Here is a 13,781-nt window from a genome sequence, read left to right on the forward strand (position 1 = left end):
TGCGAGTAGCGCCCGCCATCAGCGCAGAGTCAATGCGGCTAGCTCAGCCGCCGCACGGTGCCCGCATAGCCCAGTGCGTGCTCGTACACCTTGAGGTTGTCGCGGGAGATTCTCGCGTGCACGGGGCGTTCGAGGAAGAACCGCAGCACCGGGTTGTAGGCGTGATAGGTCTCATGGAACGTCAGCACGGTGGTGCCATCGGGTTGTTCCTCGAGTTCGTGGTAGCCCTCGGCGCGCGACCACAGCGGCGCGCCGACCGCGATATACCGCGACAGCCTGTTGATTTCGGCCTCCGTCACCGTTTCCCACGACCGCGCCCTGCCGCCGGACAGCAGATACTTGGGGACTTCGAAGATGCACGTGCGGACCAGGCCCTCGCCGGCCTCGTTGCCTTCGTTGAGGATTTCCATGCTGCCGCCGGGCCATTCGAGGACCCGCGGGCGCGGCGCGTCCGGCGGCACCGGCGGATGCAGGACCCGCCACACCTTCTTTGGGGGCGCGTCGACGTGGAATCGCACGGTGTAGGACTGCATCAGCCATCTCCACTCGGTTGTTCCCAGGTGTCCCAGTAAGTGATGCTTTCCGCGGGCGGCCGGGCGGCCGGCCGAAAGTCGGTGCCGATCGTGTAGGCCACCGGGAACAGCGCGGCCTGCGTGACCGTCTCGGGAATGCCGAGCAATTCGGCCACTTCCTTTTCCTTGAACAGATGCATCGTCGTCCACACCGACCCCAAACCGCGCGAACGAAGCGCCAACAGGAAGCTCCAGCCGGCCGGGATGATCGACGCCCAGGCCGCCGCGGCGATCCCGAGTTCGGCGCCGTCGATGCGCTGCTCGATGCAGGGGATGACGTGGACCGGGACCTGGGCGAGGGTGTCGGTGAGGCTCATCGCACTCTGGTACACCCGTTGTGTCTGCGGATCCGTCGCGTTCTGTGCGGCGTACGCCAGGTACTGCGCGCCGATGCTGCTGTAGATCTCGGCGATCGCCGCACGCTTGTCGGGATCGGTGACGACGATCCAACGCCAGTCCTGGGTGTTGCTGGCCGTCGGCGCCTGCATGGCCAGCCGGATGCACTCGAGGATGACCTCGCGGCCCACGGGGCGGGTGAGGTCAAGCCGTTTCCGCACGGCCCGCGTCGTGGTGAGCAGTTCGTCGACCGTCGCCAGATCCATGGAGTTCCTTTCGAGTTTCAAATATCGATGGCGCACGACTGGTCGACGCCCAGCACGGTCAGCGACCGGCCCAAGCCGAGGAAAACCGCGACACACAAAGTGAGATCAAGGATTTCCTCATCCGAGAACACGCCCCGCAGCCGCTCGAAGAACTCGTCGTCCATCGATGCGTGGTCGGTGGCGAAGCGATCGGCGTACTCGATGGCGAGACGCTGCCGCGGCGTGTAGCCGGAGTAGCTGGCGTAGTCCGCGACGTTGTCGTAAAGCTCTTGTGCCACACCGGCATCCAGTACCGAGGGGGCGCGGAAGCCCGAGCACGCGACGCAGTCGTTGATCTGTGCGATTCGCATCCTCGCCAACTCGCGTTCGTCGGCCGGCAGGATGCTCTGCTGGTATGCGCCCCGGATCATCCGCTCGACCATGCCGCCGAGCTGCGGCCGCAGCGTCCAGATCATGGCGGCTTCGCCGCCCGGACCATCCGGTACCTCAAGTCGAGCCATTAGCTGAGGAAACCAGATTCTCGGCTCGACTGTCTAGGTCATCCACCACCGGTAATTGTGCATACGTCGACCCGCGTTATACCGTCCGAGCTAAGGGCGTTCAGCGGTGCAGCGCCCCGATCTGGGAGGTCAGGGCGTGCTGTTCATGCACGAGGTGCACAAGGTGCGCGGGCGCGCTGAAGACGAATTCGAAGCGGCATTTCGCGACGGCTGGATGCCCATGCTCGCCGACGGCGACGAGGCCCGGCTGCTCTGGTACACCAACCAGGCGCACGGCAGCGGCCCCGCCTACACCGTGATCACGGTGACCGCGGTCCGCGACGGCGCGGCATGGGAACGCTTGACCCACCGCGTGCAAAAGGGTGATCTGCGGGACTGGATGCGCGGCCTCGACGAACTCCGCCATGAGGTCGACGCCAAGCTGCTGGTGCCGCTACCGTGGTCGCCCCTACCTGAAGTCGTGCTCGAAGACGTGCCCGTCGACGGGCGAGAGCACGAGATGAGCCTCTACATGGAAGACACCATGTGGCCCTACGAGGACAAGTTCGAGGAATACATCGTCCGCTGCGGCGAGGTGTACGCCAAAAGCCTCGAGGAGCCGACGTCGATGTTGTCGATGCACGCGGCGTTCCAGCCCGCCCTCGGCAGCCACGTGCGTCGTGAGGTGATCCTGATGCAACGCATCAGCAAGCCGGAGGCCCTGCTGGATCTGCTCCGGACCCACATCCCCGCCGAATACCGCGCCCCCGGGACTTGGATGCACGATGCCCTGGATCTGCGCGATCAGTGGACCTCCCGGTTGCTGCGGACGTCCGAGTGGTCTCCGCTGTTTTAAGCCTCGAGGCCGCCGCCGCAAGCGATCCCACCCGGACCGCTCTGATCGTCGACGGGTGCTCGGTGAGTTACGGCGATCTCGCGGCGACCGTCCGGCAGTGCGCGGCGGCTCTGGCCGCGCGCGGCGTGGTGGCCGGCGACCGGGTCGCCGTCGTGGATGGCGGCAGCCGGCTATCGATCGCGGCACTGTTCGCGGCCGCACGCCTCGGCGCCGCGGCGGCGCTGATGAACCCGGCCCTGACGCCGCCGGAACTGAAGGGGCTGTTGAAGAACGCCGGCTGTGCGGGGGTCGGCGTCGCGGGACAGGCCTATGCCGACCGGCTGCGCGACGCGGGGGCGACCACCGTTGTCACGGACAGCGATTTGGCCGGCGACTCGCCCCCGGTGCCCGAGGTGAGCGAAATCCCCGACACCGCAGACGCTTTGATCCTGTTCACCAGCGGCACCACCGGACTCCCCAAAGCGGTCAGCATCACCAGCGGCCAACTGAGCGCGCGGGTCGGGGGGATGTCGGCGCCGTTTCGCGCGGACGCCACACCAACGGTCGGGATGATGTGCGTCCCGTTCTTCCACGTCGGCGGTTCCCTGGGCGTGCTCGGCAGCCTCTATGCGGGCAACACCTTGGTGGTACAGACCCGCTTCGACGCCGGCGAGTGGCTACGGCTGGTGTCCGCGCACCGGATCACCATGACCTTCATGGTGCCGACCATGCTGCAACGCATCCTTGATCATCCCGACTTCGCCGACACGGATCTCACGTCGTTGGTGGCCATCGCCTACGGCGCCGCCGCCGCGCCGATCGCGTTGGTGCGGCGGGCAATGGACGCGCTGCCAAACGTGGCTTTTACCAACGTGTTTGGTCAGACCGAGACGCTCGGCGCGTACACCACGCTGCTGCCCGCCGATCACCGCGATCCCGCCCGGGCGGGATCCGTCGGCCGGCCGCTACCCGGGGTTGAGGTTCGGGTGGTCGACCCCGCGACCGGCGAGGACGTCGCGCCCGGGACCGTCGGCGAGCTGTGGGTGCACACCGCACAGAACGTCATGGGTGGTTGGCTGCACACCGGCGACCTGGGCCGCCAGGACGCCGACGGCTACATCTTTCCCAGCGGCCGGCTCAGCGACACCATCAACCGCGGGGGAGAGAAGTTCGGGCCGATCGAGGTGGAGGAGGCGCTGCGTTCCCATCGGTCGGTCACCGACGTCGCGGTCGCGGGGATCGCCGACGACGAACTCGGCCAGCGGGTCGGCGCCGCGGTGGTGGCCAGCGCTCCGGTCACGCTCGACGAACTGCGCTCGCATTGCCGCGAGCTGATCGCCTACTTCAAGCTGCCGGAGCGGCTGGCGATCGTCGACCAGATTCCATACAGCGACACCGGCAAGGTCAGCCGCCGCCAGATCGCCGCGCTGATCGCCGAGCACGCCTGAAACGTAGGAGTAGCAATGCTTTTCCTTCACGAGACCCACCAGGTGGTCGGTGCGCGCGAGGAAGAATTCGAGGCCGCCTACCGCGAGGGCTGGATGCCTACCCTCGCCGAGGGGGACGACGCGCGGCTGCTTTGGTATGCGAACCATGCTCACGGCTCCGGGGTTTCCTACAACGTCGTCACCGTCACCGCAATCGCCGACGGCGCCGCCTGGGAGCGGCTCGATCGCCGGGTGCGGAGCGGGGATCTCAACCCGTGGATGCGCGAGCTGGATCACCTGCGCCACGACGTGACGGGGAAGTTGCTGCTTCCGGTCGAGTGGTCACCGTTGCAGACCGTCGACCTGGCCGCGGTGCCCACCGATGGTGCGACACATCCGCTGAGCCTGTTCATGGAGGACACCGGCTGGCCGCACGCTCCGCTCGATTACTACATCCGGATGTGGGACGAAATCTATTACCGGGTGCTGTCCAAGGCCCCCAGGGAGATGCGCATCCTCGATATCCAGGCGTGCTTTCAGGTCGCGCACGGCAGCTACCGGCGTCGAGAAGCGATGCTGTGGCAAAAGATTGAGGAAGTCAACGACTACGCCGCGCTCGTTCGCCTACTGACCACCGAGACCGCGCCCGAACACCGGCAGCCCGGCAGCTACATGGTCGAGGCGCTGAAATACCGTGACCAATGGGAGAGCCGGCTGCTTCGGACGTCGAACTGGTCACCGCTCTACTGAGCGCGGTTCAGGATTCGCGCCGCGTCGCGGACCATCTCGTGCACGATGTCGGCGGCTGGGCGGACGTCGCGAATGCCACCCACGCCCTCGCCGACAAGCACGGCGGCGGTGTCGAAGTCCTCTGCGGCCGTGGCCTTTTGGAAGGTGTCCACCGCGTCGGGCAACGACGCCGAAAGTTGATCTTCGTTTCCGTGCCAGGTGTCGAGGAAGGCGTTTCCCAGCGCCCGCGCGTTGTACTCGGTGGGCCAATCCAGTTGTCGCACAATGTCATACACCCGGGTGCGAAGCGTGTCGTCGCCGCTGGCCTCGATGGCCCGTTCGTGCGCGCGCGGCGACACCAACGCTTCCTGGGACGCCCAAAATCTGGTGCCCACCAAGACCCCGTCGGCGCCGAGTGCGAGCGCCGCGGCCAGCCCCCGACCATCGCCGACGCCCCCGGCCGCCACCACCACCGTCTCCGGCGAGCGTTCGGCGACGAGGTCGACGACGTCGGGCACCAGCGTGAAGGTCGAGCGCACCGTCATGCCGTGGCCGCCCGCCTCGCCGCCCTGCGCGACGATGACGTCCGCGCCGGCGTCCAGCGCCCGTCGTGCGTGCTCGAGGTTTTGCACCTGTGCCGTCAGCGGAATGCCGGCCGCCTGGATGCGCTCGGCAAACGGCGCTAGCTCACCGAACGACAACATGATCGTCGCCGGTTGCTGCGCCACTACCACGTCGAGCAGCCCCGGGTCGCGGGCCAGCCTCCAGGTGATGAACCCGAATCCGACTCGTGCGCCGCCGAGTTGGCCGATTTGCGACCGCAACCATTCGGCGTCCCCGTAACCACCGCCGATCAGACCCAGGCCGCCCGCTGCGCTCACCGCCGCGGCCAGGCTAGCCCCCGATATCCCCGCCATCGGCGCAAGCAGGATCGGGTGTTCGATCCCGAGGAATGTGGTCAGGCGGGTATCCAGTGTCATTTCAGCGCTCCCGTCAGAAACTGTGCGCGCCCGTGGCCGAAAGACCAGTCCTCGTCGCCGTTTTCGGTGATCGATACGATCAGGTCTGCCGGGTCCGTCCCGCACCGTTCGGCGAGATTGGACGCGAGCAGTTCATAGAACTTTTCCTTCGCCTCGCGGGTGCGTCGCCGGCTCACCACGTGCACCACCACCAACCGCGATGAGCGCTCGATGCCCAGACCGGTATCCCAGGCGACGATCTCGTGGGCCGGATGGGTGCGCACCACCTGGTAGCGGTCGCGCAGCGGGACCCCGAACGCGTCGACCACCGCGTCGTGGATTGCGTCCAGCAGTTCCGTGACCTCGGCCGGCGTGCGACCCTCGATGAGGTCGATGTACAGCAGCGGCATTTTGCCTCCCTTCCGTTGTCGTTGCAACCGACGTTAGGTCCACGGAAATCCCCGGTGAAATGCCTGCTGTAATGCATCTATGCTTGTCACGCATGAACGGGTTTGCGGGTAACCGCGTCGAGCTGCGCCACCTGCGGGTGTTCGAGGCGGTCGCGCGACTCAAGTCGTTCACCCTCGCCGCCGACGAGCTGAGCATTACCCAGCCCGCGCTGAGCCGCACCATTCAGCAGTTGGAAGACGCCCTCGGTGTGGCGCTGCTGGACCGCAGTTCGCGCCACGTCGAGACCACGAAGGCCGGACAGCGGTTCCTCGACCACGTCGAACGTGTGCTGGCCGAGCTGGAGCGCGGTTTCGCCGCCGTGCGACGCCAGGCCAGCCTCCGGCTGGGCTTCAGTTGGCTGTTGCCCGACCCGTGGGCGCAGGACACCGTGGCACGGTTCGAGCGCGCCACCGGGACGCGGGTCAGTTTGGTCCGCACCGACGATGCGCTGACCGGCGTGCAGCAAGGCAAGGTCGACATCGCCGTGGTGCGCGGGCACGTCGCGTCCACCGCCGTACAGGTTGTGCACCTGTTCGACGAGTCACGGGTGGCGGTGTGTTCGGTTCACTCGCGCCTAGCCGGCAGGGCCGAATTGGACTGGGCCGAGGTGCCGCGGTGGCCGCTGGTGGTCAACACCGCCAGCGGCACCACCGGGCCGTGGTCGTGGCCCGAAGGCGAAGGGCCGCAAACCGTGGTCGAGACAACGAATTTCGACGAGTGGCTGGAATCGGTGGCCGCCGACCGCGGCATCGGCGTAATTCCCGATGTGGCGATGAGGCGCAACATCCACCCGGGCGTGAAGTTCATCGCGCTGCGCAACGCACCGGCCAGTCCGGTCGGGCTGGCGTATCTGCCGCGCCCCCGAAATGCCGTGCTGCGCCGCTTCGTCGAGGCAGCGGTGGAAAGCGCCGCGCGTCCCATGCGGCCAGCAGACGCAAAAGTCCCCAATCACTAACGAAACTGGGGACTTTCGCGCCGGCTCGCCGAGTCTAAAAACGGCTCGGCGACGGCGAGAAACCCCTGCGGGTCGGACGAGAAGACCACGTGGCCGGTGTCGAGGATCTCGAATCGGGAGCCACGGATGACGTCGTGCGCTATCCGCCCGGAGCTCAGCGGTATCGCGATGTCGCGCTTGCCCCAGACGATGAGCGTGGGCGCCGACAGCCCGGCGGCGCGGCTGCGTAGGTCGTGCTCGGGGGTGGCGAAGCTTCGCCACAACCCCGTGGCGGTCCGGACGCCGTCGTCGGTCCGTGCCCGGGCGATCGTGCGCTCGGCGATGGCGCGGTCGCTGTCGGTCCGGGCCTTCATGTAGCCACGGACGAACAGGGGAGCGGCGCGCCACATCGCGGGCACGCTCATAATCCGGCAGAACGTGCGCGACACGGCATTGAGCGGAACGAAGCCGCCGGTGTTGACCAGGATCAAACCCGCAACGAACTCCGGACGGGTGATCGCCAACCGTGCGGCGGCGAACCCGCCCACCGAGTTGCCGATCAACACCGCGCGCGACAAACCCAGGCCGTCGACGACGTCTTCGAGCACATCGGCGAACAGCGGCGCGGTCGGCTCCATGGCGGCGTCCAGCGGATCCGAATCCCCATGGCCGGGCCAGTCCACCGCAATGGTGCGGTAGCGCCGGGCCAGCGTATCGACGATGGGGTCGTAGTCGTGTCGGTCGTGCAGCGTCGCGTGCAGCAGCAAAACCGTTGGACCACTGCCCGATTCGCGATAGGCGACGCGGCCGGCGCGGGTTTGGATGGTGGTCATGGGTCCCCTTTCCAGGCGTTGACCGACTGGTCGGTCAACGCCTACGCTACAACGGGAGACACGCGCCGACAAGGAGGACTCCGCGATGCCACCAGCCCCGCCGCCGGATGCCCCATTTGCCGACAAGATGGCCTACTACCGCAGCCAGCACACCTCGAAGGGGGTGCGGGCGACCCATCTGATCGGCACGCCGATCATCGCGGCCGGCATGCCGCTGCTGTTCGCCAAGCCGAAGGTGGGCGCCACGATGTTCATCGGAGGCTGGGCCATGCAGATCGTCGGCCACCGACTGTTCGAGAAGAACCTGCCCTCCACGCACAAGGGATGGATCACGTATCAACTGACCGGGGTGATCCACGTGTGCGAGCAGTACGGCGAGATGCTGGCGCGACGCAGCAGGCGCAGGGCCGCGTGAGACCGCCCGAACCCGGCCGCAACGCGCTGCTGGACGCCGGACAGCGCCTGCTGAGCACCTCCGACCTCGCCAGGATCTCCGTCAACGCGATCGTCGCCGAGGCGGGTATGGCCAAGGGCAGCTTCTATCAGCACTGGCCCAGCCGAACCGACTACGTGCGGGCACTGCACGTCCGATTCCACGACCAGCTGGAGGAATCGATCGTCGCCGCCATGGCCGACCTGCCGCCCGGGCGAGACCGGCTCCAGGCGGGGCTCACGGCCTACCTCGACGGGTGCCTGGCGGATGCGGCCACCAAAGCGCTGCTCGTGCAGTCGCGCACCGAGGCCGGGCTCAGCGACCTGGTTACGGCACGTAACGAGACCGGCGCCACGCTGTTGCTGCCCGATCTGGTCGCGCTCGAGTGGTCGCGACCGGAACCGATCGCCGCGCTGCTCGTCGCGGCCATCGCCGAAATCGCCCTGGTCGAGCTCGCCGCCGGAAAGCCCGACAAGGCGTTGCGCGACGGGCTGATTCGGCTGGCCACCGGCGACCGGGGCTAATCAGGCCAGCGCGGCAAACCCGGAGCGCACCAAATCCAGGCTCGCCGCCACGAGCTCACCCAGGTCGTCGGCGCAACCATTGCGGCCCCAGTTCTCGACCGCCACCACCAGTGCCGCCGCCAGAGCCGACCCTGCCACCTCCGCGGCCAGGTCGACGTTCGCCGCGTCGTGATTGCGCCTTCTGACGAACGCGGTCAGCACGTCGGCGAAAGACGCCTGCACCACCCGCAGATGGCTCGCGATCCGGTCGGCGTCGATCAGCTCGGCGCGGGCGGTCGCGGCCTGGCGGACCACCTCGAGGTCGTGCGGGAAGGCCGCGACGCTGGCCAGGACCGCGTCGAACAGGGACTCACCGGCCGGGCGCCGGGCAAGGGCGTCGGCCAGCCATTGCAGCTGCGTCTCGTAGTCCTGGAACAGCACCGCTTCCTTGGTGGGGAAGTGCCGGAAGAACGTCCGCTCGGTGACGCCGGCTTCGGCGGCCAGCTCCGTCACCGTGACGTTGGAAAACCCCTTGCGGGCGAAGCATTTCAGCGCGGCCTGGCGAAGCGCCTCATGCGTCGATCGTCGGCGCTGTTCGTGACGGTTTATCGCAGACACCTTCCAATCATGTCAGTACTGACATATTCTGTCACGCATGACAGATTATGACGCGATCGTCGTGGGTGCCGGGCACAACGGGCTGGCCGCCGCGGCGATTCTGCAACGGGCCGGCCTGCGCACCGTGTGCCTGGAGGCGAACACCTACGCCGGGGGGATGGCCGCAACGGTCGAATTGATCGACGGCTTCCGCTACGAGATCGCCGGATCGGTGAAGTTCCCGATGGCCAGCCAGATCACCAAGGACCTGGGGCTCGACACGCTGCCCGAGATCGAGCCGGACGTGATGTCGATCAACATCGGCGAAAACGGCGAAGAGCCGATGGTCTTCTATCGCGACCCGATGCAGCTGATGACCCATCTCGGCGAGAAGCACGGCGTCGAGGCCGTCATGGGCATGGCCGAGCTGATCGCCTGGAGCCAGGGGCCGGCAAAGGCGCTGGGGCGCTTTGACGTTCGCCAGCCCCCCAAAACCCTCGACGAAATGTACGCGTGCGCGGCCAACGAGGCCGAACGCCGCGCGATTCACGAAGTCCTGTTCGGCTCGGCGATGGACGTGATCGACCGATACCTGCCGGACAAGGACAAGCACGCCGTCATGCGCGGCATGCTGGCGTTTCTGGCCGTCAACTCCACCTATCGCGGACCCTATACCCCCGGCAGCGCAACGTGTTTGGCGTTCGCGCTCGCGGTGCCGGACGACAGCACCGCGATGATGAGCAAGCTCAAGGGCGGAATCGGCGCACTCACCGAACACCTGCACGAGCTCTTCGTTGCCCACGGCGGGGAAATCAAATTCCGCACCAAGGTGGAGCAGATTCTGGTCGAGAAGGGCACGGTGCAGGGCGTTCGCCTGCGCGACGGGTCGACGATCACCGCCCCGATCGTGGTATCCAACCTCTCGCCCGACGTCACGCTCACCGAGCTCATCGCGCCCGAACACGTTCCGGCGGAACTGGTCTCGCGGGTTTCCGACCGCGACCACCGCGCGTCCTTCGTGCAACTGCACTTCGCTCTGGACGGGTTGCCCAAGTTCGCGCCGCCGTATGAGTTCCTCAACGAGGAGGGCATGCAGCAGTCGGTCGGCATCTTCGGTTCACCCGAGGAGCAGCAACGGCAGTGGGAGATGTGTCGGCGGGGGCTGGTGCCGGACAATCCGTCGATGGGCATGCAGATCCCGTCGGTGCACGATCCCGGCATGGCGCCGCCCGGGAAGCACGCGGCGAGCGCGTTCGCCTACGCCTTCCCGGTGGAAGTCGGCCGAGAGCAGCATGGGCACCTGAAAAAGGAGATGACCCAACGTGTTATCGACAAGATCACCCGGTTCGCCCCGAACTTCAAGGACATCGTGATCCGCCACATCACGTTTGCGCCTTATCACATGAACACCATGTTCGGTGCGCCCGCCGGCGACTTTTGCCACGGTCTGCTGCACCCCGACCTGATGGGGCCAAATCGACCCGGGCCCAAGGGATTCCTGGACATGCCGATTCCGATCGACGGCCTCTACCTCGGCGGTGCGGGATGCCACGGCGGCCCGGGTATCACCTTCACCCCCGGGTACAACGCGGGCTATCAGGTGCTCGACGACCAGTAGGCCGTCACGCCCCGAACGTTCCGACCAGCTGGGCCTGTCCGGTCGCCGCGCCGGCGATCGTGCGCGCCGCCTGACCGGCGGCCTGTCCACCGGGCAGCTGATAGCCGGCCGGGAGCTGATAGAGCGTGAATCGATAATGGTGCAGCCCGGTGCCCGCCGGCGGGCAGGGCCCGTTGTATCCGGCCTGTCCGGCCGAGTTCGGCACCGCGCTGCCGCCACCCGGGATCTGGCCATCGCCGCTGCTGCCCGAGCCGGGGGCGATTCCGGTCACGATCCAATGCACGTACACCCCGCCGGGAGCATCCACGTCGTCGACAACCAGGGCCGCGCCCGACGGCGTCGACCAGGCCAACGGCGGCGCGACATCGGCCCCCCTGCAGGTGTATTGCGCGGGTATCGGCGCCCCGTTGGCGAAGGCGGGACTCGTGATCGTCAGTGGCCCGGATGGCGCCGCCGCGCTGGTGCCACCGGAGCCGACCACCGCCAGACCCGCGAAAAGGACGATCATTCGCCGAGCGGAATTCATCGCTATTTGCCGCCCTTTTTGACCGCCAGCACTCGTTTGCGCAGGCCGTCGGTCGCCGTGTCCATCAAGCCCTTGGCTCCCTTCTTGATCAAGAATCCCGGCACGGGCACGCTCAGGTCAATGGTGAGGTCGAACTGCAGCCGAGTGGAATCGCCCTCGGGGGTCAGCGTGTACCGGGCATCTTGCCTGCGTTGTTGTTTGGCGCTGACCAGCGTCCAGCTCACTCCGTCGTCGTGCACCGAGTATTTCAACACCTGCTCATCGCTGACGCCCACGACTTTCACGACCTGGCGGGACTTGCTCGGATGGCCCTGGTCGTCGCGCTCCAGGATCTCCACGCTCTTATGCGCCGAGGACCATTCGGGTAGTGATTCGAGGTCGAACAATACGTCCATGATTTCGTCCGGCGTCGCCTCGATGACGACTTCACGGGAATCGCTGACAGCCATGCGGGACGCATAGCCGCCGGGGCAGCCATCCAAACGCTTACGGCACCAGCACGACCTTGCCGATGTTCTCCCGCGCGGCCAGGATCCGGTGCGCCTCGGGCGCCTCGGCGAAGGGCACGGCGGCGTGCACGATCGGGGCGGCGGTGCCGTCGTCGAGCGCCTTTTTCAACGGAGTGATCCAGGGCTCGAGGGTGCCGCGATCGTCCCACAGCCGCAACATGTTCAGGCCGATCACGGCCTTGGACTCGGAGAGTTGGTCGAGCAGGTTGAATCCGCGCAGCATGGCCAACGCCTGCGGCGCCGCCGTGCGCAGCGAGCGTTTCTCGCCCTGCTGCAGGTTCGAAATCCCATAGCCGACAAGCCTTCCGCCCGGACGCAGCAGAGCATAGGACCGCCGCAGCGACGTGCCACCGAGCGCGTCGAGCACCAAATCGTAGGGGCCCAGGCCCTTCCACCAGCCGTCGCGGCGGTAGTCGATGGCGCGGTCCACACCCAGCTCGGTCAGCTTCTGATGCTTGCCGGGCGACGCGGTGCCGTGCACCTCCGCCCCGGCGGCCTTGGCAAATTGGATCGCCGCGATTCCGACGCCGCCGGCCGCGGCGTGGATCAACACCCGCTCGCCGGCGCGCAGCGACCCGTAGCCGTGCAGGGCTGCCCATGCGGTCGCGTAGTTGACCGGAACGGCGGCGCCCTGTTCGAAGCTCACCGCCTCGGGCAGCGTCACCGAGTCGCTGGCCGACACGTTGACGATTTCGGCGTAGCCGCCGAAACGGGTTCCGGCCAAGACCCGTTCGCCGACTCTGCCCGGATCGACACCGTCGCCGACGGCCTCGACGGTGCCGGCGACTTCGTAGCCGACCACCGCCGGTAGCTTCGGCGCGTCCGGGTAGAGCCCGACGCGCGCCATGTGATCGGCGAAGTTCACCCCGGCGGCTCGCACCCCGATGCGCAGCTGGCCCGGGCCGGGCGGTGGCGGGTCGGGCCGCTGCTGAACCTGGAGGACCGACGGGTCGCCGTGTTTGGTGATGACTACTGCGCGCATCGCTTAGCTCCTGACTTCGGCAAGGCGGGGCAGAACCACGTCGCGCCACCCGGCGCCCATGCGCTTGAACGCATCGGCCATTCGGTGGTCGTCCAGGTCAAAGCCGCTGTGTTCCAGGAATACTCGTGTCCCAGTGCCTTCGGCTTCGAGCCGCCAGGTTAGCGTCCACGCCGGGGTGAAGGTGTAGACGAAGCGGTGCGGCGGGTCGACTTCGATGACCTTGCAGGGCTGCTTGCCGTAGCCGGGCATGTCGAGGGTGAATTGGTGTCCCACCACCGCGGCAACCTCGCCCTCGGCCCACCACTGGCGCAGCAACTCCGGCTCGGTCAACAGGCGCCACACCGCCTCGGGAGGGGCCGCGACGAATTGGTCCACGCGGATGGTCTCGGTCATTGCTGCTCCTCTGCCGCCTCGGCGAGCGCGGCCAAGCGCGCGCGCCAGAACTTTTCGAACGGATGCAACCACTCACCCAGCGCGGCCAGCGGTTCCGCGGTCAAGCGGTAGATGCGCCGACGGCCGTGCGCCTCGTCGGCGACTAACCCGGCGTCACGCAGCACCTTGAGGTGCTCGGCGACGGCGGGCCGGCTGAGCTCGAACCGGTCGCTGAGTTCCCCGGCGGAAAGCGGCTGGCCGGTGAGAATCTCGAGCAGTTGCCGCCGTACCGGGTTGGCCAGCGCCGCGAAGACGTCGCAAATGCGGTCACCGGCGCCATCGAGGTCAGCCACGAAGTCGAATATATGTCGGAAATTCCCGACATGTCAACACTCGACGGTTCGGTGCGGTTAGCCTCCCA

Annotated in this window: 19 protein-coding genes; 7 read left to right on the forward strand and 12 right to left on the reverse strand. The window is 67.3% G+C overall.

What is annotated here, in order from left to right; all coding sequences use genetic code 11:
• Positions 1 to 38: 38 nt before the first annotated feature.
• From G6N66_RS13850 to G6N66_RS13860, 3 genes are read right to left on the reverse strand one after another with little or no spacing between them, the layout of a single operon-like run.
• Entirely contained in the window at positions 39 to 533 is a 495-nt protein-coding gene (locus G6N66_RS13850; RefSeq protein ID WP_085234531.1) for an SRPBCC family protein, read from the reverse strand.
• Positions 533 to 1,174 carry a nitroreductase family protein gene (locus G6N66_RS13855; RefSeq protein WP_085234532.1) on the reverse strand — a complete coding sequence of 214 codons (642 nt, stop codon included), beginning with the start codon at positions 1,172 to 1,174 and terminating at the stop codon, positions 533 to 535. Before G6N66_RS13855 ends, G6N66_RS13850 begins: the two co-directional genes overlap by 1 nt.
• A 17-nt stretch (positions 1,175 to 1,191) precedes the next feature.
• Positions 1,192 to 1,674, reverse strand: a complete 483-nt coding sequence (locus tag G6N66_RS13860) for a carboxymuconolactone decarboxylase family protein (protein WP_085234533.1) — start codon at positions 1,672 to 1,674, stop codon at positions 1,192 to 1,194.
• 106 nt (positions 1,675 to 1,780) lie between these two features.
• On the opposite strand from G6N66_RS13860, the gene G6N66_RS13865 reads away from it, so the two are divergent.
• From G6N66_RS13865 to G6N66_RS13875, 3 genes are read left to right on the forward strand one after another with little or no spacing between them, the layout of a single operon-like run.
• Positions 1,781 to 2,509, forward strand: a complete 729-nt coding sequence (locus tag G6N66_RS13865) for a hypothetical protein (RefSeq protein ID WP_232079299.1) — start codon at positions 1,781 to 1,783, stop codon at positions 2,507 to 2,509.
• Entirely contained in the window at positions 2,491 to 3,936 is a 1,446-nt protein-coding gene (locus G6N66_RS13870) for a class I adenylate-forming enzyme family protein (RefSeq protein ID WP_085234534.1), read from the forward strand. Before G6N66_RS13865 ends, G6N66_RS13870 begins: the two co-directional genes overlap by 19 nt.
• 15 nt (positions 3,937 to 3,951) lie before the next feature.
• Positions 3,952 to 4,665, forward strand: a complete 714-nt coding sequence (locus G6N66_RS13875; protein ID WP_085234535.1) for a hypothetical protein — start codon at positions 3,952 to 3,954, stop codon at positions 4,663 to 4,665.
• Here the strand turns inward: G6N66_RS13875 and G6N66_RS13880 are convergent.
• Positions 4,659 to 5,624, reverse strand: coding sequence for an NAD(P)H-dependent flavin oxidoreductase (locus tag G6N66_RS13880; RefSeq protein ID WP_085234536.1), 966 nt, complete (start codon positions 5,622 to 5,624; stop codon positions 4,659 to 4,661). The two genes, G6N66_RS13875 and G6N66_RS13880, sit on opposite strands and share 7 nt — an antisense overlap.
• On the reverse strand, positions 5,621 to 6,013 hold the full coding sequence (locus G6N66_RS13885; protein WP_085234537.1) for a tautomerase family protein: 393 nt from the start codon (positions 6,011 to 6,013) through the stop codon (positions 5,621 to 5,623). The genes G6N66_RS13880 and G6N66_RS13885 overlap by 4 nt, the downstream gene beginning before the upstream one ends.
• A 92-nt stretch (positions 6,014 to 6,105) precedes the next feature.
• On the opposite strand from G6N66_RS13885, the gene G6N66_RS13890 reads away from it, so the two are divergent.
• The gene (locus tag G6N66_RS13890; RefSeq protein WP_232079300.1) at positions 6,106 to 7,008 is read left to right on the forward strand and encodes a LysR family transcriptional regulator; all 903 of its coding nucleotides are present in this window, start codon (positions 6,106 to 6,108) and stop codon (positions 7,006 to 7,008) included.
• Here G6N66_RS13890 and G6N66_RS13895 read toward each other — a convergent pair.
• Entirely contained in the window at positions 7,005 to 7,820 is an 816-nt protein-coding gene (locus G6N66_RS13895) for an alpha/beta fold hydrolase (protein ID WP_085234539.1), read from the reverse strand. The genes G6N66_RS13890 and G6N66_RS13895 overlap by 4 nt on opposite strands.
• Positions 7,821 to 7,905: 85 nt before the next feature.
• On the opposite strand from G6N66_RS13895, the gene G6N66_RS13900 reads away from it, so the two are divergent.
• The gene (locus G6N66_RS13900; protein WP_085234540.1) at positions 7,906 to 8,235 is read left to right on the forward strand and encodes a DUF962 domain-containing protein; all 330 of its coding nucleotides are present in this window, start codon (positions 7,906 to 7,908) and stop codon (positions 8,233 to 8,235) included.
• Positions 8,232 to 8,777, forward strand: coding sequence for a TetR/AcrR family transcriptional regulator (locus tag G6N66_RS13905; protein ID WP_085234541.1), 546 nt, complete (start codon positions 8,232 to 8,234; stop codon positions 8,775 to 8,777). Before G6N66_RS13900 ends, G6N66_RS13905 begins: the two co-directional genes overlap by 4 nt.
• Here G6N66_RS13905 and G6N66_RS13910 read toward each other — a convergent pair whose 3' ends face one another.
• Positions 8,778 to 9,374, reverse strand: a complete 597-nt coding sequence (locus G6N66_RS13910) for a TetR/AcrR family transcriptional regulator (protein ID WP_085234542.1) — start codon at positions 9,372 to 9,374, stop codon at positions 8,778 to 8,780.
• Between the two features lie 37 nt (positions 9,375 to 9,411).
• Here G6N66_RS13910 and G6N66_RS13915 point away from each other — a divergent pair, with 37 nt between their 5' ends.
• Positions 9,412 to 10,971, forward strand: coding sequence for a phytoene desaturase family protein (locus G6N66_RS13915; protein ID WP_085234543.1), 1,560 nt, complete (start codon positions 9,412 to 9,414; stop codon positions 10,969 to 10,971).
• Between the two features lie 4 nt (positions 10,972 to 10,975).
• On the opposite strand, the gene G6N66_RS13920 is transcribed toward G6N66_RS13915, so the two are convergent.
• From G6N66_RS13920 to G6N66_RS13940, 5 genes are read right to left on the reverse strand one after another with little or no spacing between them, the layout of a single operon-like run.
• Positions 10,976 to 11,479 (reverse strand): YbhB/YbcL family Raf kinase inhibitor-like protein, encoded by a 504-nt coding sequence (locus G6N66_RS13920; RefSeq protein WP_232079301.1) that lies wholly within the window; start codon positions 11,477 to 11,479, stop codon positions 10,976 to 10,978.
• Between the two features lie 20 nt (positions 11,480 to 11,499).
• Entirely contained in the window at positions 11,500 to 11,946 is a 447-nt protein-coding gene (locus tag G6N66_RS13925; protein ID WP_085234545.1) for an SRPBCC family protein, read from the reverse strand.
• 37 nt (positions 11,947 to 11,983) lie between these two features.
• Entirely contained in the window at positions 11,984 to 12,988 is a 1,005-nt protein-coding gene (locus G6N66_RS13930; protein ID WP_085234546.1) for a zinc-binding dehydrogenase, read from the reverse strand.
• Between the two features lie 3 nt (positions 12,989 to 12,991).
• Entirely contained in the window at positions 12,992 to 13,381 is a 390-nt protein-coding gene (locus G6N66_RS13935; protein ID WP_085234547.1) for an SRPBCC family protein, read from the reverse strand.
• The gene (locus G6N66_RS13940) at positions 13,378 to 13,683 is read right to left on the reverse strand and encodes an ArsR/SmtB family transcription factor (RefSeq protein ID WP_139825362.1); all 306 of its coding nucleotides are present in this window, start codon (positions 13,681 to 13,683) and stop codon (positions 13,378 to 13,380) included. Before G6N66_RS13940 ends, G6N66_RS13935 begins: the two co-directional genes overlap by 4 nt.
• Positions 13,684 to 13,781: the final 98 nt, after the last annotated feature.

It is taken from the genome of Mycobacterium conspicuum, from assembly GCF_010730195.1.
GTDB classification, from domain to species: Bacteria; Actinomycetota; Actinomycetes; order Mycobacteriales; family Mycobacteriaceae; genus Mycobacterium; species Mycobacterium conspicuum.